Origin of the sequence: Corynebacterium suicordis DSM 45110, from assembly GCF_015351405.1 — a bacterium.
GTDB classification, from domain to species: Bacteria; Actinomycetota; Actinomycetes; order Mycobacteriales; family Mycobacteriaceae; genus Corynebacterium; species Corynebacterium suicordis.
Genome location: NZ_JADKMY010000002.1, coordinates 374,119 through 395,381, shown reverse-complemented (window position 1 = coordinate 395,381; position 21,263 = coordinate 374,119). Strand labels below are relative to the sequence as shown.

16 protein-coding genes and 1 other RNA gene are annotated in these 21,263 nt (G+C 59.5%); 10 read left to right on the top strand and 7 right to left on the bottom strand.

Annotated elements, in window-relative coordinates:
• Nucleotides 1-56: 56 nt before the first annotated feature.
• The gene (gene pgi, locus IRY30_RS08150) at nucleotides 57-1,748 is read right to left on the bottom strand and encodes a glucose-6-phosphate isomerase (protein WP_374708531.1); all 1,692 of its coding nucleotides are present in this window, start codon (nucleotides 1,746-1,748) and stop codon (nucleotides 57-59) included.
• Between the two features lie 184 nt (nucleotides 1,749-1,932).
• On the opposite strand from pgi, the gene IRY30_RS08145 reads away from it, so the two are divergent.
• Together IRY30_RS08145 and IRY30_RS08140 are read left to right on the top strand one after the other, a co-directional pair.
• A complete protein-coding gene (locus IRY30_RS08145) occupies nucleotides 1,933-3,444 on the top strand; it encodes an NAD-dependent succinate-semialdehyde dehydrogenase (RefSeq protein WP_194556905.1) in 1,512 nt (503 codons plus the stop codon).
• A gap of 57 nt (nucleotides 3,445-3,501) precedes the next feature.
• Nucleotides 3,502-4,077, top strand: a complete 576-nt coding sequence (locus IRY30_RS08140) for an NADPH-dependent FMN reductase (protein ID WP_194556904.1) — start codon at nucleotides 3,502-3,504, stop codon at nucleotides 4,075-4,077.
• A 40-nt stretch (nucleotides 4,078-4,117) separates the two neighbouring features.
• Here the strand turns inward: IRY30_RS08140 and hisN are convergent, their stop codons facing one another.
• Nucleotides 4,118-4,951 (bottom strand): histidinol-phosphatase, encoded by an 834-nt coding sequence (hisN, locus tag IRY30_RS08135; RefSeq protein ID WP_194556903.1) that lies wholly within the window; start codon nucleotides 4,949-4,951, stop codon nucleotides 4,118-4,120.
• A 55-nt stretch (nucleotides 4,952-5,006) separates the two neighbouring features.
• Nucleotides 5,007-5,897, bottom strand: coding sequence for an inositol monophosphatase family protein (locus IRY30_RS08130; protein ID WP_194556902.1), 891 nt, complete (start codon nucleotides 5,895-5,897; stop codon nucleotides 5,007-5,009).
• Between the two features lie 39 nt (nucleotides 5,898-5,936).
• Here IRY30_RS08130 and prfB point away from each other — a divergent pair, with 39 nt between their 5' ends.
• The 3 genes from prfB (at nucleotide 5,937) to IRY30_RS08115 (ending at nucleotide 8,813) form a co-directional block, all read left to right on the top strand.
• A complete protein-coding gene (prfB, locus tag IRY30_RS08125; RefSeq protein ID WP_194556901.1) occupies nucleotides 5,937-7,064 on the top strand; it encodes a peptide chain release factor 2 in 1,128 nt (375 codons plus the stop codon).
• A gap of 133 nt (nucleotides 7,065-7,197) precedes the next feature.
• Nucleotides 7,198-8,319: an alkene reductase gene (locus IRY30_RS08120; RefSeq protein WP_194556900.1), complete on the top strand. Its 1,122-nt coding sequence runs from the start codon at nucleotides 7,198-7,200 to the stop codon at nucleotides 8,317-8,319.
• Between the two features lie 71 nt (nucleotides 8,320-8,390).
• Complete coding sequence (locus tag IRY30_RS08115; RefSeq protein WP_194556899.1) at nucleotides 8,391-8,813, top strand: VOC family protein; 423 nt, start codon at nucleotides 8,391-8,393, stop codon at nucleotides 8,811-8,813.
• A 119-nt stretch (nucleotides 8,814-8,932) separates the two neighbouring features.
• Here the strand turns inward: IRY30_RS08115 and IRY30_RS08110 are convergent, their stop codons facing one another.
• Both IRY30_RS08110 and IRY30_RS08105 read right to left on the bottom strand, forming a co-directional pair.
• Nucleotides 8,933-12,379: a bifunctional proline dehydrogenase/L-glutamate gamma-semialdehyde dehydrogenase gene (locus tag IRY30_RS08110; protein ID WP_228503309.1), complete on the bottom strand. Its 3,447-nt coding sequence runs from the start codon at nucleotides 12,377-12,379 to the stop codon at nucleotides 8,933-8,935.
• A gap of 203 nt (nucleotides 12,380-12,582) precedes the next feature.
• Nucleotides 12,583-14,304: an AbgT family transporter gene (locus tag IRY30_RS08105; protein WP_194556897.1), complete on the bottom strand. Its 1,722-nt coding sequence runs from the start codon at nucleotides 14,302-14,304 to the stop codon at nucleotides 12,583-12,585.
• Between the two features lie 335 nt (nucleotides 14,305-14,639).
• Here IRY30_RS08105 and ftsE point away from each other — a divergent pair, with 335 nt between their 5' ends.
• Both ftsE and ftsX read left to right on the top strand, forming a co-directional pair.
• Nucleotides 14,640-15,329, top strand: coding sequence for a cell division ATP-binding protein FtsE (ftsE, locus tag IRY30_RS08100; protein WP_194556896.1), 690 nt, complete (start codon nucleotides 14,640-14,642; stop codon nucleotides 15,327-15,329).
• 3 nt (nucleotides 15,330-15,332) lie between these two features.
• Complete coding sequence (gene ftsX, locus IRY30_RS08095) at nucleotides 15,333-16,235, top strand: permease-like cell division protein FtsX (RefSeq protein WP_194556895.1); 903 nt, start codon at nucleotides 15,333-15,335, stop codon at nucleotides 16,233-16,235.
• On the opposite strand, the gene IRY30_RS08090 is transcribed toward ftsX, so the two are convergent.
• Nucleotides 16,232-17,167: an LppU/SCO3897 family protein gene (locus IRY30_RS08090; RefSeq protein WP_194556894.1), complete on the bottom strand. Its 936-nt coding sequence runs from the start codon at nucleotides 17,165-17,167 to the stop codon at nucleotides 16,232-16,234. The genes ftsX and IRY30_RS08090 overlap by 4 nt on opposite strands.
• Nucleotides 17,168-17,332: 165 nt before the next feature.
• Here IRY30_RS08090 and smpB point away from each other — a divergent pair, with 165 nt between their 5' ends.
• The 3 genes from smpB to ssrA all read left to right on the top strand — a co-directional run bounded on the left by smpB (nucleotide 17,333) and on the right by ssrA (nucleotide 19,435).
• Nucleotides 17,333-17,884, top strand: a complete 552-nt coding sequence (gene smpB, locus IRY30_RS08085; protein ID WP_194556893.1) for an SsrA-binding protein SmpB — start codon at nucleotides 17,333-17,335, stop codon at nucleotides 17,882-17,884.
• Between the two features lie 123 nt (nucleotides 17,885-18,007).
• The gene (locus IRY30_RS08080; RefSeq protein ID WP_194556892.1) at nucleotides 18,008-19,012 is read left to right on the top strand and encodes a hypothetical protein; all 1,005 of its coding nucleotides are present in this window, start codon (nucleotides 18,008-18,010) and stop codon (nucleotides 19,010-19,012) included.
• 48 nt (nucleotides 19,013-19,060) lie between these two features.
• Nucleotides 19,061-19,435, top strand: a transfer-messenger RNA (tmRNA) gene (gene ssrA, locus IRY30_RS08075).
• Nucleotides 19,436-19,525: 90 nt separating this feature from the next.
• On the opposite strand, the gene IRY30_RS08070 is transcribed toward ssrA, so the two are convergent.
• On the bottom strand, nucleotides 19,526-21,016 hold the full coding sequence (locus IRY30_RS08070) for a glutamate--cysteine ligase family protein (RefSeq protein WP_194556891.1): 1,491 nt from the start codon (nucleotides 21,014-21,016) through the stop codon (nucleotides 19,526-19,528).
• Between the last annotated feature and the right edge of the window lie 247 nt (nucleotides 21,017-21,263).

The following is a 21,263-nucleotide window of genomic DNA, read 5'->3' as shown; positions in this document are numbered from 1 at the left end:
CCGTTGGCGTGGCGTCGATTAATTTATTCGACGCCACGCCCCACCGGCCGGGTGTTCTACTGCTCGCGCAGGCTGCGGTAATGAGCAATCAGGGAGTCCGTGGAGGAGTCGCCAGCATCACTGGTCTCCTTGCCCTGCACGGAAGCCAGCAGGTCATTTGCCTGCTTCTTGCCCAGTTCCACACCCCACTGATCGAAGCTATTGATGCCCCACATCACGCCCTGCACGAAGGTGATGTGTTCGTAGAGTGCGATCAACGCGCCGAGGGTGTGTGGCCGCAGTTTCTCGGCGAGGATCGTGGTGGATGGGCGGTTGCCAGGCATCACCTTGTGGGGGATGAGCTTTTCATCCACGCCCTCTTCGCGGAGCTCTTCGGCAGTCTTGCCGAATGCCAGCACGCGGGTCTGGGCGAAGAAGTTACTCATCAACATGTCGTGCATGCTGGTTTCGCCGTCTGCGGACAGCGTTTCATTGTGGCTGTTCACAAAGCCGATGAAGTCCGCGGGAATCAGGTGGGTTCCCTGGTGCAGCAGCTGGAAGAACGCGTGCTGGCCATTGGTTCCGGCCTCTCCCCAGTAGATCTCACCGGTCTTGAGGTCCACTGGGCTGCCATCCAGGCGCACGGACTTGCCGTTGGATTCCATGGTCAGCTGCTGCAGGTAAGCGGGGAAGCGTGCCAGATCCTGGTTGTAGGGGAGCACGGCGTGGGATTCTGCGTCGAAGAAGTTGGTGTACCAAACCCCCAGCAGTCCCATCATGACCGGGACGTTCATCTCCAGGGGCTCGGTGCGGAAGTGATCATCCACCGCGTGGAAGCCCTCGAGGAATTCCATGAAGTCCTGCGGGCCAATGGATGCCATGAGGGTCAGACCCACGGCGGAATCCACGGAGTAGCGGCCGCCGACCCAATCCCAGAAGCCAAACATGTTGGCGGGATCGATGCCGAATTCGCGCACCTTTTCCTCGTTGGTGGATACCGCCACGAAGTGCTTCTCCGTGATTGCCCGGATCTCTTCTTCGGTCTCGGTGGGCACGCCCAGCAGCTCCAGCTCCTTGATGAGCCAGCGCTTTGCGGCATGGGCATTGGCCAAGGTTTCCGAGGTGGTGAAGGACTTGGAGGCGATCACGAACAGCGTGGACTCTGGGTCCAACCCATCCAGTTTGGCGTGCAGATCCGTGGGATCCACGTTGGAAATGAAGTGCGGGGTGATGCCCGCGGTCTGGTACGGACGCAGTGCCTTGGAAGCCATGGATGGCCCCAGGTCAGATCCGCCGATACCCAGGTTCACCACGTTCTTGATGGTGTGCTTGCTGATTCCCTGCCACGCGCCGGAACGCAGGGCGCGGGCGAAATCGCGCATCCGGCCCAGCACTTCATGCACATCGGCGGCAATGTCCTGGCCATCGACGGTCATCTCGCCATCCACGGGGATGCGCAGCGCGGTGTGCAGGGAAGCGCGATCCTCCGTCACGTTCACATGCTGGCCCTCGAACATCGCCGCGCGGTATTCCTCCAGGCCCATGTCCCGCGCCATGCCCGTGAGCACGCGGAAGGTTTGCTCATCAATCAGGTTCTTGGACAGATCCACGCGCAGCGGGCCTACGTCAAAGGTCATGTCTGAGGCGCGGCCAGGTTGGTCTGCGAACAACTTCCGCAGTGTGGTTTCGTGGAGAATCTTCGCCTGCTTTTCCAAGGTTTCCCAATCGCGAGTGTTGGTCGCGGAACTGGAAGTCACTGGGATGTTCACGGGAAAATCTTCCTCCTGGCATGGTGCGAGTCCGCGTGATGTGTCGCGGCGGAGTAGCGGGGCTTAATGAGAGCAGTACGTGTGCAGCTTTTCGCGAGCAAAGAACTGCCTAACACCACGCTAGTGTAATTGCGCCGTCCGTGTGGCTGCTCGCGAGCGTGCGAAAAGTGGCACAGTGGAAAGCATGACTGAACAACAGTTCCAGACCACAGTCCGCGCAGGGGACCGCGAGATCACCGTCCCCACTGGTTTGTTCCTGGGTGGAAAGTTCACCTCTGGTTCCGAGTCCGAGACGTTCGCCGTGGTGGACGCCAGCACCGGCCAGGAATTCGCATCGGTAGCCAGCGCCACTACTTCCGACGCCAACACGGCAATGGACAACGCAGCTGCAGCCCAGAAGACTTGGGGCGAAACTTCGCCCATGGAGCGCAGCGAATTGCTGTACAAGATCTTCGAGTTGATCAAGGAAAATACCGATGACTTGGCACTCCTGCAGTCCCTCGAGCTCGGAAGGGCACTGAAGGACTCCGTGGGCGAAGTGGCCTACAGTGCAGAGTTCTTCCGCTGGTTCTCCCAGCAGGCCATGGCCATCACCGGCGATTACCGCGTGGCGCCCAAGGGGGATAGCCGAGTGGTAGTGTCCCACCAGCCGGTGGGACCAGTACTGGCCATCACGCCGTGGAATTTCCCACTGGCCATGATCGCCCGCAAGGTGGCACCAGCACTTGCCGCCGGTTGCACCATCGTGGTGAAGCCAGCGCAGATGACCCCACTGAGTGCCCTGTACCTCGCGAATCTGATGCGTGAGGCAGGGGTTCCGGAGGGCGTGGTGCAGATCCTGCCTACTAAGTCCGCGAAGAACGTCTCCGTGTTGCTGGATGACGATCGGTTGCGAAAGTTCACCTTCACTGGATCCACTGAGGTGGGGCAGAGTTTGGCGTCGAAGGCAATGGAAAAGACCATGAGGGTGTCCCTTGAGCTGGGTGGAAACGCTCCGTTTGTGGTGCTCGAAGATGCGGACATGGACAAGGCGGTCAGCGCTGCCATGGAGGCGAAGATGAGGGGTGCGGGTCAGGTGTGTATCGCTGCGAACCGCTTCCTGGTGCATGAATCCCTGGCTGCGGAATTCACCCAGCGCGTGGTGAAGGAAGTCTCCGAAATGACCATGGGCCCAGGCGTGCAAGAGGGCCTTGATGTGGGCGCGATGGTGAGCGAGGAAGAGCGCGATAAGGTGCGCGACCTGGTGGAAGGTGCCGTGAAGGAAGGTGCGAAGGTCGAGCACGGTGGCGTGGAAGAGCTGGAAAATCTCCGCGAGACGCACCCGGATCTGGACCCAGAGGGATTCTGGTTCCCACCCACGGTTCTCTCCGGTGTGAAGCCAGACGCGGAGATCGCAAACACGGAGATCTTCGGTCCGGTCTTGGCGATCCAGACCTTCGCTGACGCAGAAGAAGGTCTGGAACTGGCCAACAACACCCCGTTCGGGCTGGCCGGCTACGTATGCGGTGAGAACCTGAAGGAGACGCTGCAGTTCGCTGAGAAGATGGAATGTGGCATGGTCGCAGTCAACCGCGGAGTTCTTTCCGATGCATCTGCACCGTTTGGTGGTGTGAAGGCATCCGGCGTGGGTCGCGAAGGTGGCTTCGAGGGAATCTCCGAGTTCCTGGAGCCTCGCTACATCTCGCTCGAGGGCTAGAGTCTCGCCAGTTTGTATGCTGGTGAGGTTCAGAAGAAGTCTAAAGAAAGAGCCAGGATGAAGATCACCGCGATCGTTGGAAGTATCCGCAACAGCAACACCGGTAGCCAGATTGGCGCCTGGGTGGAAGCTCAGACGGAGTCCGTGCTCAATTCTCTGGGTGGGGAGTACGGAGAAGTGCAGCTCGAGGTGGCGTACCTGGGAGATTTCGATCTTCCCAACGGCATCCACGAGCTGCCTCCAATGATGCAGAACAAGCAGTACGAGGATGAGCGGGTGACCCGTTGGTCTCAGGTCATCGATTCTTCCGATGCCTTCTTGTTCGTCACCCCGGAGTACAACCACAGCGTGCCCGGGCCATTCAAGAACGCGGTAGATCTGCTGGGCGGGGAATGGACCGGCAAGGTCATCGGCTTCGTGGGTTACGGCTTCACCATGGGCGCCCGGGCCGTGGAGCACTGGCGCCAGATTGCCTCCAACTTTGAGATGCACGATGTGCGCTCACAGGTGGGCATCGATCTGGCCAGCTCGCTGGATTCCGAGGGCAAGTTCACCCCGGCTGAGCAGCACAATCAGCAGCTCGCAGCGACCGTGAAGTCCATGGCCAAGGCTGCGCACCAGCTGGCTAAGTAGTTAGCTCGACGCCCGGTTTTTGAGCGCTTAGTTTTGAGTGCTAGTTCTTCAGCGCCGCGACGGTTTCCTCATGGAGGCGACCGTTGGTGGCGATGGCCGAGCCTCCGTGCGGACCGGAGTTGCCGTCGATATCGGTGAAGCGCCCGCCGGCTTCCTCAACGATCGGCACTAGAGCTGCCAGATCCCACAGGCTCACTTCGGGTTCCGCAGCGATATCCACCGCGCCCTCGGCCACCAACATGTAGGACCAGAAGTCACCGTAGCCGCGCAGGCGCCAGGCCTTATCGGTCAGCGCCAGCAATTGAGTTCGACGCCCACAGTCGGCCCACCCAGACAATGAACTAATGGCCACGGAAGAATCCTCAATTTTCCCCACCGAGCTCACGGAAAGCTGACGTGGCTGAGCCGAGGGGACATCCGTGCCTGCGGGAACTGAAGGGCTGGCAAAGCTGCGCCATGCGCCCATGCCTTCTGCAGCCCACCAGCGGCGGGACAGTGCTGGGGCGCTGACCACTCCGAGGACGGGCTTGCCGTCCTCCAGCAGGCTGATCAGCGTGGCCCATACGGGAACCCCGCGCACGAAGTTCTTGGTGCCATCAATGGGATCGATGACCCATTGGCGGCCTTCGTGGGTTACCTCTCCGCCGAATTCTTCGCCCAAAACCTCATCATCTGCGCGGTGTGCAGCCAGCACTGCGCGGATTTCTTTCTCCACCGCGGTATCGGCATCGCTGACCGGGGTGAGGTCTGGTTTGGACTCGATCTGCAGGTCAGTGGCCTCGAAGCGGTTCATGGTGATGGCATCGGCAGTGTCCGCTAGGGAGAGTGCCAATGAGAGGTCATCGGCATAGCGCGTGGATTGTGGGTCCGTCATGTCTCTTAGTGTAGCCATTTCCCCAGTTCGCTGTGAAAGCGGTGACTCATGTGACTCAGGAGAGTAGTTCGCGCACGGCCTCAACACTGGCTGCAGAACCGGCGATGGACCACTGAGTGCCACCGGCCTCCACGCGGATGGCAGTGCCGCCCGCACCCTCGATGAGCGCCCGCCCGGGCAGCCAATCCCACGCGGCCACGCTGCGCTGCATCCAGCAGCCGAATTGCCCGCCGGCCACCCCGGCCATGTCTACCGAGGCGCTGCCCAGCATGCGCACCGTGGCGAATTCCCGGGTCACCCGCGTCCATGCGCCGGTGACATCCTCGCGCTGCAGGTCGCTGGGGTGCAGATAAGAAGCAAGGCACGTGCTGCTGGGGGAAGCATCCGCCTGCACAGAGATGGGGGAGTTGTCCTGCGTGGTGGGGATATCCGGGCCACCGAACCAGGTGTAACCCATGGTGGGGCGGTGGACAGCGCCGAAGATCAGCTTGTCCGGATCCTCGGGATCGCCCTCCACCAGCGCCAGCGCGCTGCACCAGTAGTCCGAACCGGTAGAGAAGTTATACGTGCCATCCACTGGGTCAACCACCCAGGTGCGGCCAGACGCGGAATCTCGGTGGGAACCCTCTTCACCGAGAAGGCCGTCGTCGGGACGAATCACGGCGAGTGCTTCGGCGATGAACTTTTCCGCGGCTCGATCCGCGGCCGTCACCACATCGGACACGCTGGTCTTGTGCTCGGTGGTCAGCCCTGATTCCCGCATGCGCCATGCCAGACGACCAGCGTTGAATACCAAGGCTTGGGCCAGATGAGCATCCGTGTCATCCACATGCGCCACGATGAACGTCTTGATGATGGCGTTCAGCATCTCCTCGGGGATTGGTGAATCCTGCGCGGAGGAGGGAGACGAAGACTGGTCAGATTGCGGATTGGTATTTGGAGCCATGCGATCCATTGTGCACGTCGGAAGGTAGACTTGCGCACTATGCAACCGGAAGTTACTGCAGATCTGAAGGACTTGGATGGCACTCTCACCACCATTGAGAAGGTGCTCAACCTCGATGAGCTAGCCACCCGCGTGCGCGAGCTGGAGGAACAAGCCGCAGATCCATCCCTGTGGGATGACCCGGATCACGCGCAGACCATCACCAGCGAACTCTCGCGAGTCCAGGCGCAGCTCAAGCGCGTGCGTGGCCTGCGTGAGCGCTTGGAAGACATCCCAGTGATGTACGAAATGGCCGAGGAGGAATCCGGGGACGCCCCGGAGGAAGCCAAGGAAGCCGCGGGATTGGCCGATGACGAGCGCGTGGAATTGCGCAAGGAAATCGAGACGCTGGAAGTAACCACCATGCTTTCCGGTGAATACGACCAGCGCGAGGCCGTGGTGAATATCCGCTCCGCTGCCGGTGGTGTGGATGCGGCGGACTTCGCCGAGATGCTGCTGCGCATGTACACCCGGTGGGCGGAAAAGTCCGGCCACAAGGTGGATCTCTATGACGTCTCTTATGCAGAAGAGGCCGGAATCAAGTCCGCCACCCTGGTTGTCCACGGCGAGTACATGTACGGAACGCTGTCCGTGGAGCAGGGAACCCACCGCCTGGTGCGCATCAGCCCATTCGATAACCAGGGCAGGCGGCAAACCTCCTTTGCTGAGGTTGAGGTGCTTCCCGTGGTGGAGACCACCGACCACATCGACATCGATGAAAATGACTTGCGCGTGGATGTCTATCGCTCCTCCGGTCCTGGCGGCCAGTCTGTGAACACCACGGATTCCGCCGTTCGACTCACGCACATCCCCACGGGCATCGTGGTGACGTGTCAGAACGAGAAGTCCCAGATCCAGAACAAGGCATCGGCCATGCGCGTGCTGCAGGCCAAGTTGCTGGAACGCAAGCGCTTGGAAGAGCGCGCGGAAATGGATGCTCTCAAGGGCGATGGCTCCAACTCCTGGGGCAACCAAATGCGTTCTTACGTGCTGCACCCCTACCAAATGGTCAAGGACCTGCGCACGAACCATGAGGTCAATGATCCGACCAAGGTGTTGGATGGAGACCTCGATGGATTCCTGGAAGCTGGCATCCGCTGGCGGATGGCGGAGCAGCAAGAGCAGTAGGGGCTTGGCGACGCCGAGTAAAGAACGCCGGGGAATATTCTGCTCGGCTGCGGTCTTGGACATGAGTGGGACCACGGTGCATTCGCGCCGGAGATGCGTCCCCGAAAATGCATTCCGCTGTTGAGGAGAACCCATGCCAGAGCTTTCACACCAACTGTTCCAGCCCCTATCCCTGGGCCGCTATAACATCGCTAATCGCGTGACCATGGCCGCCCTGACTAGGCAGCGCGCCGGGCGTTCCGGAATCCCCAATGATCTCCACGTGGAATATTATTCCCAGCGCGCATCCGCTGGATTGGTGGTGACTGAAGGCACGTTCCCCGCTCTTAGCTGCAGGTCTTTCCCAGGCCAGGCCGGCATTGAGACCGATGAGCAGCAGGCAGGATGGGAGCGGGTGGCGCAGCGCGTTCATGAGCTCGATGGCCTGATCTTCATGCAGATCATGCATGGCGGGCGCATGTCTCACCCAGATCTCTTGGACGGAGCACTTCCCGAGGCCCCAAGCGCCATTGCCAGCGGCACCCCGGTGCACAATTTTGAGGGAAAAGTCGAGGCCCCAGTTCCCCGCGCTTTGGACGCGGAGGAGATTCCCCGGGTGGTGGAGCAGTTCCGAGCTGCCGCTCGGCGCGCGATTGATGCGGGGATCGATGGAGTGGAGATCCATGGCGCAAATGGTTACTTGCTCCATGAGTTCCTTGCTCCTTCATCCAACCAGCGCGAAGATGAATTCGGAGGCAGCGTGGACAACCGCATCAAGCTGCCAGAGATGGTCATTCGCGCAGTGGTGGAAGAAGTAGGCGCTGATCGCGTGGGTATCCGCTTCTCCCCGGAGCACAATGTCCAGGGCGTGATTGAAGGCGATGCAGAAACCACTCGGGCAACCTACGTCCAGCTGCTGGAAAACATCGCAGATCTGAACCTGGCCTATGTTTCCCTGCTGCACAAGGATGCCGCGACCAACGAGATGATCGGTGAGCTGGTGCAGGCGATCCGCTCCAATGGAGAAACCAAGGTCATCTTGAACACCGGCTTTCTCGAGGTAACGGATCTGGACGATGCGAATAACCTGCTGAACAGCGGGCGAGCTGATGCCGTGGCCGTGGGCCGACAGCTCATCGCTAACCCGGACTTGGTCTTGCGCTGGGAAAAGACCTTGGAGCTCAACGAGCCGAACGCTTCCACCTTCTATGTCGGGGAAGCCAAAGGCTACACGGACTATCCCTTTGTCAATGAGGACTCCAGCTCTTCCCAGTAGAGTCGGACTTCACACGCCGGTGAGTTGCTTGCGTGGCTTCAATCCCCATTTGTCTTTAAGAGGAGAAACACATGTCAATCAACGGCGCACCATACTTGGGCTTCCGCGGCCAGGCCCGCGAAGCAATGAACTTCTACCAGGAAGTATTCGGCGGAGAGCTGGACCTGTTGGATTGGATGGATCCAGATGCTCCAGCTACTGAATCCGGTGAGAAGCTGGTCATGCACGGCCACCTTTCCACTGCTGCTGGCTGGGCACTCATGGGTGCAGACAACATCGAAATGGCCACCGAGGATTCCGGCGCACAGCGCATGAACGTGGTGGTTTATGGCGATGACGTGGACACCATGGTGGAGCAGTTTGAGAAGCTCTCCGAAGGTGCATCCGTGCACATGCCGCTGGAGAAGCAGATGTGGGGCGACATGTTCGGCGGTCTCAAGGACAAGTTCGGTATCGACTGGGGCTTCAACGTAGAACTCCCCAAAGAGAACTAATTAAAGCTCTCCTCGGGGAGTTTTTTCTACTGGCGCGGTCCAAAAAGGGGCTCGAGCGAATTAACGCTCGAGCCCCTTTTTCAGGCCCTTAACCGACTAGCAGCCAGGCCAGCACAGCCTTAAGGCGTGAGGCCATGGATGTAACCGAAGCGGTGCTCCGTGGTGGAAATCGCCTGCTCCAGCAACATCGGCAGCAGCTCACGTCGGCCTTCTGCCAGCACATCCTGATCCAGGATTACGCTTCCGGAATCTGCGGCGGCTTCGTAGAGCTCGTCCGGTGCTGTGCCCACCACGCGCACACGGGCGGACTGCGCTGTGGAGACTTCCTCAGCGAAGTCAGCATCCGCGATGACGCGCATGGACTGGCCAAGCTCGCCCAGGTCATGAGCCACCTGATGCTCAGCAGAGATATCCAGCTGAGTGCCGGTCATTGCTGCACCGAGCATCAAGCGCAGGATATCCCGCGGGTTCGCATCTGCATGGACGCGCACGCGCAGTGGCTCCAGAAGTGGCTTGTAGCGGAACACGTTGGATTCCACGATCAGCGCGGTCTTATCGTGCTCCACGCCGAACTCGGTTTGCATCGCATAGGCATCGGACTCCGCTGCCTGGCGCAGCCACGCAATGTCTGCCTTGGAGAGCTTGGGTGAGCCCAAACCTTGAATCTCGCGCAGCAGCTGCGTGATGTGGGTGGGCAGCGTTGCGGAGTTCAGCTGGCTGAGGTCACCCTCGGTCCAACGACCCTGCTGGGTCACGTAGTTAGGTCCGCCAGCCTTGGCGCCATTGCCGATTGAAGAGTTCTTCCAACCGCCGAAAGATTGACGGCGCACGATTGCACCGGTGATGCCGCGCTCCACATAAGCGTTGCCCACCTCAACCTTCTCGCGCCAGATCTTGGTCTCATCCTGGTCGATGGTGTGAATACCGCCGGTCAGGCCGTAGCCCGTGGAGTTCTGCCATTCGATGGCTTCCTCGAGGGTCTCGGCATGCATCACACCAGCCACGGGGCCGAAGCACTCGTGGGTGTGGAACCAGCTGCCGGGCTTCACGCCATCGCGCAGGCCAGGAGACCACAGGGTGCCTTCATCGTTGAGCTTTTCTGGCTTAACCAGCCATTTCTCACCCTTTTCCAGCTGGGTGAGGCCACGCATGAGCTTTTCTCCTGGCTCGGAGATCACGCCGTTCATCCACGTGGAGATGTCTGAGCCTGGGCCCACCTTGATGGACTTCACTGCATCTACCAGCTGACCCATGAAGCGCTTGGAGGTGCCCATGGATCCCACGGTGATGATCAGCGATGCCGCTGAACACTTCTGACCAGCGTGGCCGAATGCGGACTTGTAGATATCCGCAACTGCCAGGTCAGGATCCGCAGATGGGGTCACGATGATGGCGTTCTTACCGGAGGTTTCCGCGTTGATCACCATCTTTGGCTTCCATCCGCGGAAGAGCTTCGCGGTTTCGGAGGCACCGGTGAGGATCACGGATTCCACGTCTGGGTGGCTGATCAGGCGCTTGCCCGCATCTTCCTCATCCGCATTGACCAAGGTCAGGAGATCCTCGGTCACTCCGGCCTCGCGCATGATGTCCACGAAGACCTCAGCGATGCGCAGCACCTCTGGCGCTGGCTTGAGGATGACACAGCCACCGGCAGCAAGAGCCGCCAGGCAGCCGCCCACCGGAATGGCGATGGGGAAGTTCCATGGGGGAGTGACCACCACGGTCTTGTATGGGGTGAACACGCTGCTGCGCTCGCGATCCAGCTGGCGTGCGGATTCCGCGTAGTAGCGGGCGAAATCGATAGCCTCGCTGACCTCGGGATCGGTTTCCGCGATGGTCTTGCCGGCCTCAAACACGGCCGCGGAGATCAGGCGGGAGCGATTGTTGGCCAGGGCGTCTGCCACCTTGTCCAGCAATTCTGCGCGCTCATGCCCGGACTTGGAGGACCAGGATTCACCGGCCCGCTTGGTGTTCTCCACGATGGCGTCGATCTCAGAAGGATCCGTAATCAGGGGAGACGTGGTTGCTCCGGGGTCAGATTCCGGATCCAGGATGCGGCGGGCCCATTCGCGGTTGCCCGGCAGGGTGGGGTCGGTGTCCGGCTCGTTGACGAAGTTGCCTTCGCTTCCCTCACTGCGGCAGCCGAGCTTCTGTTCTTCTTCTTCCAGACGGTTTTGTTGACGACGCCGTCCCGCGAAGGTTTCCCAACGGTCCCGTACGGAGTTGCGGAAACGCATTTCCTGGGACTCCATTGGGGTCATTCCGGGGGTGTCGGAGTCTGAATCCTTGTCGCTGAACAGCGCGTAGAGGAAGTTCTGCTTCGCGCCGTTTTCTTCGAGTCGGCGAACCAGGTAGCTCACGGCAACGTCGAAGTTCTCCTTCTTCACCACTGGGGTGTAGAGGATGATGTCTCCCACGACCTCGCGCACTGCCTTGGCCTGGGCTGGTGCCATGCCCTGCAGCATCTCGATATCCATCTGGGATTCCACGCCGCGTGCCACTGCCAGCTCGTGCGCCAGGCCCACATCGTAGAGGTTGTGGCTGGCCACGCCGATGCGCAGAGAATCTCCGTGCTCGGGGCGCAGGGCCACGTCCAGGAGGCGGACGTAGTTCGCGTCCACGTTTGCCTTTGTGAGGTAAGGAGCCTGTGGCCAATCGTGGATTTCCGAGTCAACGCGCTCCATGGAAAGGTTTGCACCCTTCACAATGCGCACCTTGATCTTGCCGCCACCCTGGGCGCGACGCTTCTTGGCGAAATCAGCCAAGCGTTGCAGCGCGGCGAGGGAATCTGGCAGGTATGCCTGCAACACGATGCCGGCTTCCAGCTCCAGGAACTCTTCTTCGCTCAACAGTTCGGTGAACAGCTGGAGGGTGAGATCGAGATCCTTGTACTCCTCCATGTCCATGTTGATGAATGGGTGAGGGCTGCGTTCCATGGCCTGGCGGTACAGGGGGCGCAGGCGGTTCTTCAGGCGCTCGATGGAACCCTGCATGTCCCAGTGGTTCAGCTGGCTGACCACGGAAGATGCCTTGACGGAGACATATTCCACGCGAGGGTTCTTCAGCAGATCCAGGATGTCATCCAGGCGGCTCTGCGCTTCGGACTCACCCAGCACGGCCTCGCCCAACAGGTTGAGGTTGAGGGTGAAGCCCTCTTCCTTGGCCTTGTCCAGCATGTCGTCCATAGCCTGGGATTCCGCGTCCAGCACCAGGTGGCCCACGGTATTGCGCAGGTAGGCACGAGCAATTGGCATCACCACGTTGGGCAGGATGGGTGCGGCGATGGAACCCGCGGAGACCAGGAAGGTATCCAGCAAGCCCATGAAGGAAGGCGCCTGGGTGTCCTTGTTGAATGGGTTGGCGATCTTCCCGAATTCGCGGGCAGCCACGGAGTTATCTTCTGGGCGAGCCACGCGATCCACGAATGCGAAGGTGAATTCCACGCCATTGGGGTCATGCACCATGTCCGCCAACTGCTTGGTGGACTTGGAGGTTTCCTCGACCTGCAGCCACTTTTCTGCCCGGCGGATAGCGCTACCAACTGCGGCTTCCACGTCCTTGGACATGGGGTCTGCAGCGAGCGCGGAAATATCTGGCTGGGCGGGGGTGGACTCGTGGCGCGAATTTTCGGGGCTTTGGGTTGTAGGCAAAGCGTGGCCTCGCATTCTCTCATTGGATCCGCGAGTTAAACCCCAAGGTGGAGGGGTTCCTCGCGTGAAGTGCTTGTCCAGCCAGCCTACATATGCCCCAGGACAGCGGGGGTGAACCGCTATTGAGGCAAGGAGTAGTCCATGGGGGTTCCGGGGCCCAGAGGCAGTCCGGTGAGCCACCAGATGCAGAAGAACAAGAACCAACCGATGAGCATGGCGATGGAGTAGGGCAGTGCCAGGGACATCAAAGTGCCGATACCCGCAGGCTTGTAATAGCGCTGGAGGAACGTCAGCGCGAGGGCGAAGTATGGGCTCATTGGCGTGATGATGTTGGACGGGGAATCGCCGATGCGGAAGAGCATCTGGGTGACTTCTGGGGAAATGCCGACGTACATGAACATGGGCACCACCACTGGAGCCATGAGTGCCCACTGGGCTGATCCGGAGGTGATGAGCAGGTTGATGAGTGCCACGAGCAGCACGAACGCGCCGAACAGAACCAGCGGCGGGAGATCCCATTTCTGCAGCAGTCCGGCACCCGTGATGGCGGTCCAGTTACCCAGGTTGGACCATTGGAACCAGGCCAGGAATTGGGCGATGGCGAAGAACAGAACCATCATCGGGACCAGCGTGCGCAATCCTTTGGCCATGAAATCGGGCACGTCCTGTGCCTTGGTGATGGTTCCCGCGAGTACACCGTAGAGCAGGCCCAGCACGAAGAATCCGAGTGCAATGGGTACGGCCACCTGCTTGATGAGTGGGGATTCCATTACTTCGCCACCAGGACCCTGCAGCGGGGAGCCGCTGATGAACATGAGCGCGAAATACCCCGCCAGCAGCACCACGGAGGCGATGCCCGTGATGATCAGCGCGCGATTCTCCTGTGGTTCCAGCTGCAGGCTTTCCTTGGCCACCTCTCGGCTGTCGGTGTTGCCGTCCGCGTCCGCATCGCCAGCATCAGACTCCGCAGCCTGATCGGTTTCCACCTCCAGCGGATCCACTTCGTCACCCTGCGAGCCACCAGCCGCGCGATCAAAGCTCAATTCCTCGTAACTGATCTGCTCATGATCCACCAGCGCGTAGGCCTTTTTGTTCATGTACAGCTCAGTCACAGCGGTGATGATCAGTGCCAGCACAAACGAGGAGAAGAACACTACGAAGTAGTTGGCCAGCGCGGAAACGTGATAGCCGGGCTCCACAATCCCCGCGGCACTGGAGGAAATGCCACCCAGCAAAACATCGGTCGCGTTGAGCACCAGCGACGCATTGAATCCCGCGGAGGATGCAGCGAAAGCCACAATCGCACCCACGATGGGCGAGCGCCCGAGAGCCCTAAAGGACATGGCACCCAGTGGAATGAGAATCACGTAGACGGCGTCGGACGCAACAGATCCCGTAACGCCCGCCAGCGCGACAGCGAACGTCAGCATGCGCGGCCCCACCTTCGCCACCATCGCGCGAATTACCGCGCTGATCAGGCCGGATTGCTCGGCTACCGCTACACCGAGCATCACCGTGATGATCAGACCGAGCGCGGGGAAGGTGATGAAGTTTTCCACTGCATCGTTGACCATCATCTGCAGGCCCTCGGTGGAGAGCAGAGACTTGACCGCGACGGCCTCACCCGTGGCGGGATCCTCTGCGCTCATGCCCACCTTTGTGCCGATCCACGAGGTCACAGCCACAATCCCGCCGATGATCACGAACAGCCAGAATGGATCCGGCAGCTTGTTGCCGATCTTCTCCACCACGCCGAGGAAACCCGAGGTGGTCTCCCTCTCCGGGCTCTTCGCGGGGGAATCCGGGGATTCCTTTTCCTTGTGGGTGATCGGGCTGCTCATGGTGCTTTCCCCTTGTTGTTTTTTCTTTTCCGACGCCCACCCCCGCCATTTCCGCGCATCCTATTAGTTCTGGTGCTGGCGGGGAGGAGGTGAGTGCTGGGTGTGCCGTGGGCGTTAGTTAATCACACGTGAGCTGGATTCGCGCTTCCTTTTTGCACAATGCAATTTTTCGGCAGATTCTGGGAAGGGCATTTGAGTAAGGCCCAGAGCATGGTTTGGGGTGCAGGAAAATGTGACTGAAACCGGCAGAAATTGCCTTATTTACTCCTGAGACATCGGCAACATCAGCCACAGGGGTTTCATATGCAGTGGTCGGTTGGCTAGACTGTCTGCCTGTGATCACTTTTGACAAGGTTTCCAAGAGCTACCGGACATCCACCCGTCCGGCGCTGGACAATGTGTCGATAGAAATAGAGAAGGGCGAATTCGTCTTTCTCATCGGCCCCTCCGGTTCAGGCAAATCCACGTTCCTCCAATTGATGCTCCGCGAGGAAGCGCTGGATTCCGGCGATCTTCACGTGGCTGACTTTCACGTCAACCGGCTCAAGGGCAAGGACGTGCCGAAGCTGCGTCAGCGCATCGGTTATGTCTTCCAGGACTTCCGTTTGCTGCCCAAGAAGAACGTTTTTGACAACGTGGCCTTCGCCCTAGAGGTGATCGGCAAGCGTCGCTCCGAGATCGAGAAACTGGTCCCGGAAGCATTGCGGACCGTCGGTTTGGAAGGCAAGGAACGCCGCTTCCCCCATGAGCTTTCCGGAGGTGAGCAGCAGCGCGTGGCCATCGCCCGGGCGTCGGTCAACCGTCCGCTGGTGCTCCTGGCCGATGAGCCCACCGGCAACCTGGACCCAGATACCAGCGCGGAGATCCTGCTTCTGCTCAACCGAATTAACCAAAATGGCACCACCGTGGTGATGTCCACGCACGATAACGTGGCTGTGGACTCCATGCGCAAGCGTGTCATCGAACTGTCCAAAGGCAAGGTACTGCGTGACGATGCCCGCGGCCTGTACGGAGTGGGGCGCTAAACCATGAAAACTAATTTTGTTCTCCGCGAAGCCTTCACCGGCCTGCGCCGAAACGCCACGATGACCATCGCCATGATCATCACCACCGCCATCTCTCTGGCGCTGCTCACCACTGGTTTGCTGCTCACGCAGATGACCGAGCGAACCAAGGATATCTACATCGATCGCATCGAAGTCATGGTGCAGATGGATGATGCCGTGTCCGCGCAAGACCAGGACTGTTCTTCACCCGAGTGCGCGGACATTCTCAGCAAGCTGGAATCCGATGATTCCGTGGAATCCGTGACCTACCGCAATAAGCAGCAGTCTTATGAACGGTTCGTGGAGCTCTTCCGGGATTCTGATCCGCGTTTGGTGGAGCAGACCAGCGAGGATGCCTTCCCCGCGGCGCTCCACATCCGCTTGGTTGATCCCACGGAAACCCAGGCCATCGATGACATCCGCGAGGCTCCCGGGGTAATCAACGTGGTGGATCAGGGCGATGACCTGCAGGCCGCCACCAACAACCTGGATGCCCTGCGCAATGCAGCATTCCTGGTGGCTGCGGTGCAGGCTGTCGCCGCGGTGTTCCTCATCGTGAACATGGTGCAGATCACGGCATTTAGCCGCCGCAATGAGATCTCCATCATGCGCATGGTGGGTGCCTCCCGCTGGTACACGCAGGCTCCATTCGTTCTGGAAGCCGTGATTGCCGCGGCCCTCGGTGCGTTGGTGGCGCTGGGTGGAATGTTCACCGGCAAGTTCCTGGTGGCTGATCACGCATTGCGTTCGCTGTACGACGCCAACCTCATCGCCCGCATCACCACCGCGGACATCTGGTTGGCGGCACCGTTCATGCTGCTCGTCGGCGTCATCGTGGCAGCCATCACCGCTCAGGTGACGCTGCGCTGGTACGTGAAGGACTAGGAAGGCTGAAGGCAGAAGTTCCGGAAGTTGGCGGGGTCTTCCGGATTGTCGGTTCCGGTTGGAACGTGGAGGGTGTAAATGTCGGTGGCTTCGGGGAAGCCATTCTCCGCACAGAGTTGCGAGGTCTGTTCAGAGACTGATCCATCTGGATTGATCTGCGGAACCGAGATGCCCAGGCTGTTCCAATCTTCTGGAATCTTGTTATCAATCCGGCCGATGATCTTCCGCGAATTTTCTGTTCCGCAGTCTACTTTCGTTTGCAACTTCGTTGAGCTTCCTAGCTCGTAGCTGATGCAATCGCCCTTATCTAGGGTGTTGACGGACTCATCCGGATTCACGTCAACGTCGCCGATGCAATAGGTGAACTGATAGGTTTCCCCGTCGTAATACTGGCTGGTCTCGAAAGTGTTGTTGGCTCCCGGTACATCGATGCACTTCTCATCGGAGCCCTTATCGACGTTGGCGAGGATCTTTGCCTTGGCTTCAGGAGAGTCGCATTCCCGCTTCATCTCATCCGGTGATCCCGTAGAAATCAATCCGATCTCTTTGATACAGGTGCCGTTAGCCAATGGCTCATCCAGGGATGTCTTGTCCCTGTTGAAGAAGTAGTAAGCGCCCGCGAGGAGTGCCAGGATAAGCGCAATGCTCACTACCGTCAGGATGGTGCGCATTGAACCGGACTTCTTTACCGGCTGTGGGGCGGCTGCATGGGCGCCGTTGAACTGGTTATTGGCACCGTTGAACTGCTGGGCGTGCATTCCCTGCTGGTTGTGCGCGGCGAACTGATTCCGCGGTGCTTGTGAATTCTGTGGTGTCTGCTGGCCATTCTCGGGCTTCTGTGGTGTCTGCTGGCCCTGCGGTGCCTGGCCGTTAAGTGGGTTCTGTGGATTCTGTGGGGAGGAAGGATCCCCCGGGTTGCGTGGAGTAGTCATGGGGACAAGATTTGCAGGGTTCAGCAGGATATTCAGCGGAAACTACTCAATAAATTTTGCACGGGTGGGGCGGTATTCCTGGCCACAGTGCAAGAAACAAAGGGAAAGTTGAGCCCGTCGCGGGTTTTCAATCTCCTCATGGGGAGCTGCTAGGCTGTCGGAATCATGGCGAAAAAGAGCATCCCGGTGGAGTCCGGAAACTCGAAGGGAAAGTCCAAGAAAAAGGGCTCGGCCGGAGCCGCTAAGGGCGCCGGCCCATTAGTCGTGGCCAGCAATCGCAAGGCTCGTCACGATTACTCCATCGTCGATACCTACGAATGCGGCGTGGTCTTGGTGGGCACTGAGGTCAAGGCGCTGCGCGAGGGTAAGGCGAGTTTGGTCGACGCCTACGCCACCATCGATGACGGTGAAGTTTGGCTGCGTGGTTTGCATATCCCGGAGTACTCGATGGGCAACTGGACCAACCACTCACCTCGTCGAACTCGAAAGCTGCTCCTGCACCGCGGAGAGATCGATTCCCTCATGGGCAAGGTGCGGGACGGTAATTCCACCCTGGTTCCTCTCCAGCTTTATTTCGTCAGCGGTCGGCTGAAAGTAGAACTGGCTCTGGCGCGCGGTAAGCAGGAATACGATAAGCGCCAAGACATTAAGCGCCGCACCGAGGAGCGTGAAGTGACCCGCGAGCTGGGTCGTCGTATCAAGGGCATCAACGCTTAATTGGGCTTGCAGGGGATGCAGCAAATCATCCTTTGGTAGGTTTCCGCGCTGGTTGTATGCAAGTAGTGTGCAGTAGGGAAGCACAATTGCAGCAACTGAAGTCTCTGAAGGAGGAGCCTAGGCATGGAGTGTTGGCACGCCCGACATCCCAAAGTGGGATTGGTGGAAGTGTTCACTGGCACCTTTCAGGAGCTCAAGGGAATAGATCCCGATTTCCCTGCAGACCCATCCGCGGAAAAGGACAGTGCAGCGTCCAAAGCGGATAAGCCCACCTCGCAACTTGAGGGCAAGGTGGATTTCTATCTGGGCAACCATCCCTACTTGGTGCGCGTGAACGGGCAAGTGATTGCCCGCCGTAAGACCTTGGAGGCAGTGAAGATCTCGCTGGAGAAAGCAGATCCCAAAGACTCCAATGTCTCCAAGAATGCGCACTCCGCCACGGATCCAACTGCCACTCACTCCGAGCAAAAACTGCTGAAAACAGGGGAGAAGGACAAAGAGGGCTTTCATCGCGAAATCGCCCTGGTCAAGCCGTATCTGAAGATGGAAACGGGTCTGCTGAACTCGTGGATCCGCGAGCTGGTCATCCATACCAGTGGATTGCCGATGGAGATGGATGCTCCGCCGGGTTCACGGGGTGCAAAGCGGCTCAAAGCCATGGAGGAAAGCCCCTTCAAGCGATGGTTCTACCCACTCATCGCTGGCTTTGGCCAAGCCGGATGGGCGCTGTTCATCCTCATCGGGATGCCGCTGATCGGCAAACTTCTTGAACCGATCTTCCGCTGGCTCGCCCAGTTCATCCCGGATTTCGATATCAACATCCCCTGGCCAGAGGTGAACCTCCCCAGCATCCCGTGGCCGGATATCAACCTCCCACAAATCCCCTGGCCAGACTGGCAGCTCCCGCAGTGGGACATGCCCTGGATCGTGGAGATGGCGCTGGAATACCCCAAGGTCTGGGTGCCCATCGTCCTGGGACTGGCCATCGGCATTTCCACGGTCCAACGGGGTAAAAAATCCAGGGAAGCCAAGCTGCGAACAGAGCGGGAAAACCTGGCGAGACTCTTCGCAGCGCGGATGGAACAGCTTGAGGAGAGGGAAGTGGCGTCGGAAAAAGAAAAAGAGTAGTGTGAACTTTCCTGCTGGTTACTAGCGTTTCCACGGCAGGGAGTACACGGGGTCGATTTGGTTTCGACTTCGCGAACTGAGCCAGGGGAAGCGTGCCGGTGAAGGCGATCGACCACCGTAAGCGTCGACGCAACCCTATAAGCGCCGAGAACACTCAGCGCGACTACGCCCTCGCTGCCTAAGCAGCGACCGCGTGTCTGTCGGCCTAGGTTTGTCTCTGACCTAGCAACCGGCAACGACTAAAGAGACTTACCGTACGGCCGGGTTGCTCGGGCCGTTCGGGAAACTTTAGAGCAACTGGGCTCATCATCCGGACTGGTTCGCAAGATCCGGAGGGCCGAGTAGAGATAACTGCGGACTGCGCACGGAGAAGCCCTGGCAACGTCGCGAAGGACCCGGGTTCAATTCCCGGCGGCTCCACAAGAAGAACCCCCCCACTTGCATTCGCGCAGATGGGGGGATTTTTCATGTCTGACGCCGCGTTGCCAGCGGGTCACCGAACGCAGTTGTTGATTACTGCATACTCGTTGGCCACGTGTGCACGGGTTCACCCGTTTCTTGCAGCTCCAGGTAACGCTGCAGAACCTTGGCGATGGCCTCCCGGCGCTCTTCGGATTCCGGAGCGGTCAGGTCGCCACCAGCCTGACGGAGTGCCGCGATCTGCCAAGTTGCACCATTTTGGTGGTTGGTCATGCGGCCCTCGATGATGCCGAGGTACTTATCGATCAGCTGGCCGTCCACTTCCAACACTTCGAGGCCTTCGCGGGCCTGATCCAGCAGGTACTCGGAGATCAGCTTGGTCACCGGAATGTGTCCCAGGGTGGGCCAGACCATCTCCGCGTTCAGGCCATCGCGAGCACCTGCGTTGAAGTTATCGTGCGCATCGGAGAACGGCAGACGGGACCAGACCGGGCGGGCCTGATTACTCAAGTACTTCACCAAGCCGTAGTAGAACGCCGCATCTGCCACGATGTCCACCGGGGTGGGACCAGCGGGGAGCAAGCGGTTCTCGATACGAATGTGGGGCTGTTCCGTACCTGGATCGTAAATTGGCCGGTTCCAGCGCCAGATGGTGCCGTTTTGCAGGTTGAGGTAGTGCAGAGCGGGGTTATCGCCGTCGAGAATAGGAGTTCCCGAATCCGAGCGATCCTCGGGAAGCAGGGGAGAGAAGTAGCGCACGTTTTCTTCAAACAAGTCGAAAACGCTGGTGATCCAACGCTCGCCAAACCACACGCGCGGGCGCACGCCCTGGTTGACCAGCTCATTCGTGCGGGTATCGATGGCCTGATAGAACAGTGGTACGCGGGACTCGTGCCAGAGCTGATGGCCAGCAAAAAGGGGAGAGTTCGCACCGGCAGCAGCCTGGATACCGGCGATGGCCTGCGAGGCATTCCACGCATCCGCGAACCGGTTGGGCGCTACCTGCAAGTGCAGCTGCATGGAGGTACAGGCGGATTCAGGGGCGATGTCATCAAACTCGTGGTCATAGTGCTCATCGCGGGCGATATCGATGCGCACCAGTTCACCGCGGGCCTCGATCACCGAATTGCTCAATGCGCGGTAGCGGTTCTCCCGGGTCATCCATGCGGGGTCGCTCAGGAATTCCGTGGTGAGCGAGGGCAGAGTGCCGATCATCGCCACGCTGGAATCCGCCTTGTTCGCGGCCTTTTTGACCGTGTCCAACCGCTTGCTCAATTCGTTCTGCAGCTGGCTGAGGCCATCACCATGAATGGTGTGGGGCGGCAGGTTGAGCTCCACGTTGAAGGAGCCGATCTCAGACTGGTATTCATCGGAGAGTTCAGCCAGTACAGCTTCACCGGTGCGGCTGGGCTGCATTTGATCGTCGACCAGGTTGAGCTCAAGCTCCAGGCCGATGGTGCCTTCGTCGATAAAGTCGGCGGTCTGAAGAATCCGATCGAAAACTTCGAGATCGTTGAGCAGTCGCTGGCGGTATCGCGTGCGCTGCTTAGGAGTGTATGTGTCTGAAGAAACTGCGTCGCCCATGCAGATTAGCGTAGTGGAACACGGGAGAAGACAGGTGAGAATGCACCTCCAGGGGAGAGTGCCGCGCTACTTTCGCTTACCGATTGTGATGCACCACATACCCCCATTCGGTGGTTCCCGCAGGGTAGAGCGTTAGCAAAGGATTGGTGAGGGCGAGGGTAGCATTCTCGCTGTCTTAATTTACGTCTGCTCGTTCTCGTTAATGATGCTCGTTCATGAAGCTAATTGATGGTGGCGGGCACAGAGC

Excerpts from the sequence above, each read along its gene's own strand:
- IRY30_RS08110 (WP_228503309.1), bottom strand. The coding sequence starts at position 12,379 with ATGTCCAAGGACGTGGAAGCCGCAGTTGGTAGCGCTATCCGCCGGGCA.
- IRY30_RS08120 (WP_194556900.1), top strand. The coding sequence starts at position 7,198 with ATGCCAGAGCTTTCACACCAACTGTTCCAGCCCCTATCCCTGGGCCGC.
- hisN (WP_194556903.1), bottom strand. The coding sequence starts at position 4,951 with ATGACGGACCCACAATCCACGCGCTATGCCGATGACCTCTCATTGGCA.
- prfB (WP_194556901.1), top strand. The coding sequence starts at position 5,937 with ATGCAACCGGAAGTTACTGCAGATCTGAAGGACTTGGATGGCACTCTC.
- IRY30_RS08105 (WP_194556897.1), bottom strand. The coding sequence starts at position 14,304 with ATGAGCAGCCCGATCACCCACAAGGAAAAGGAATCCCCGGATTCCCCC.
- IRY30_RS08115 (WP_194556899.1), top strand. The coding sequence starts at position 8,391 with ATGTCAATCAACGGCGCACCATACTTGGGCTTCCGCGGCCAGGCCCGC.
- IRY30_RS08090 (WP_194556894.1), bottom strand. The coding sequence starts at position 17,167 with ATGACTACTCCACGCAACCCGGGGGATCCTTCCTCCCCACAGAATCCA.
- smpB (WP_194556893.1), top strand. The coding sequence starts at position 17,333 with ATGGCGAAAAAGAGCATCCCGGTGGAGTCCGGAAACTCGAAGGGAAAG.
- IRY30_RS08130 (WP_194556902.1), bottom strand. The coding sequence starts at position 5,897 with ATGGCTCCAAATACCAATCCGCAATCTGACCAGTCTTCGTCTCCCTCC.
- IRY30_RS08145 (WP_194556905.1), top strand. The coding sequence starts at position 1,933 with ATGACTGAACAACAGTTCCAGACCACAGTCCGCGCAGGGGACCGCGAG.
- ftsX (WP_194556895.1), top strand. The coding sequence starts at position 15,333 with ATGAAAACTAATTTTGTTCTCCGCGAAGCCTTCACCGGCCTGCGCCGA.
- IRY30_RS08080 (WP_194556892.1), top strand. The coding sequence starts at position 18,008 with ATGGAGTGTTGGCACGCCCGACATCCCAAAGTGGGATTGGTGGAAGTG.
- IRY30_RS08070 (WP_194556891.1), bottom strand. The coding sequence starts at position 21,016 with ATGGGCGACGCAGTTTCTTCAGACACATACACTCCTAAGCAGCGCACG.
- IRY30_RS08140 (WP_194556904.1), top strand. The coding sequence starts at position 3,502 with ATGAAGATCACCGCGATCGTTGGAAGTATCCGCAACAGCAACACCGGT.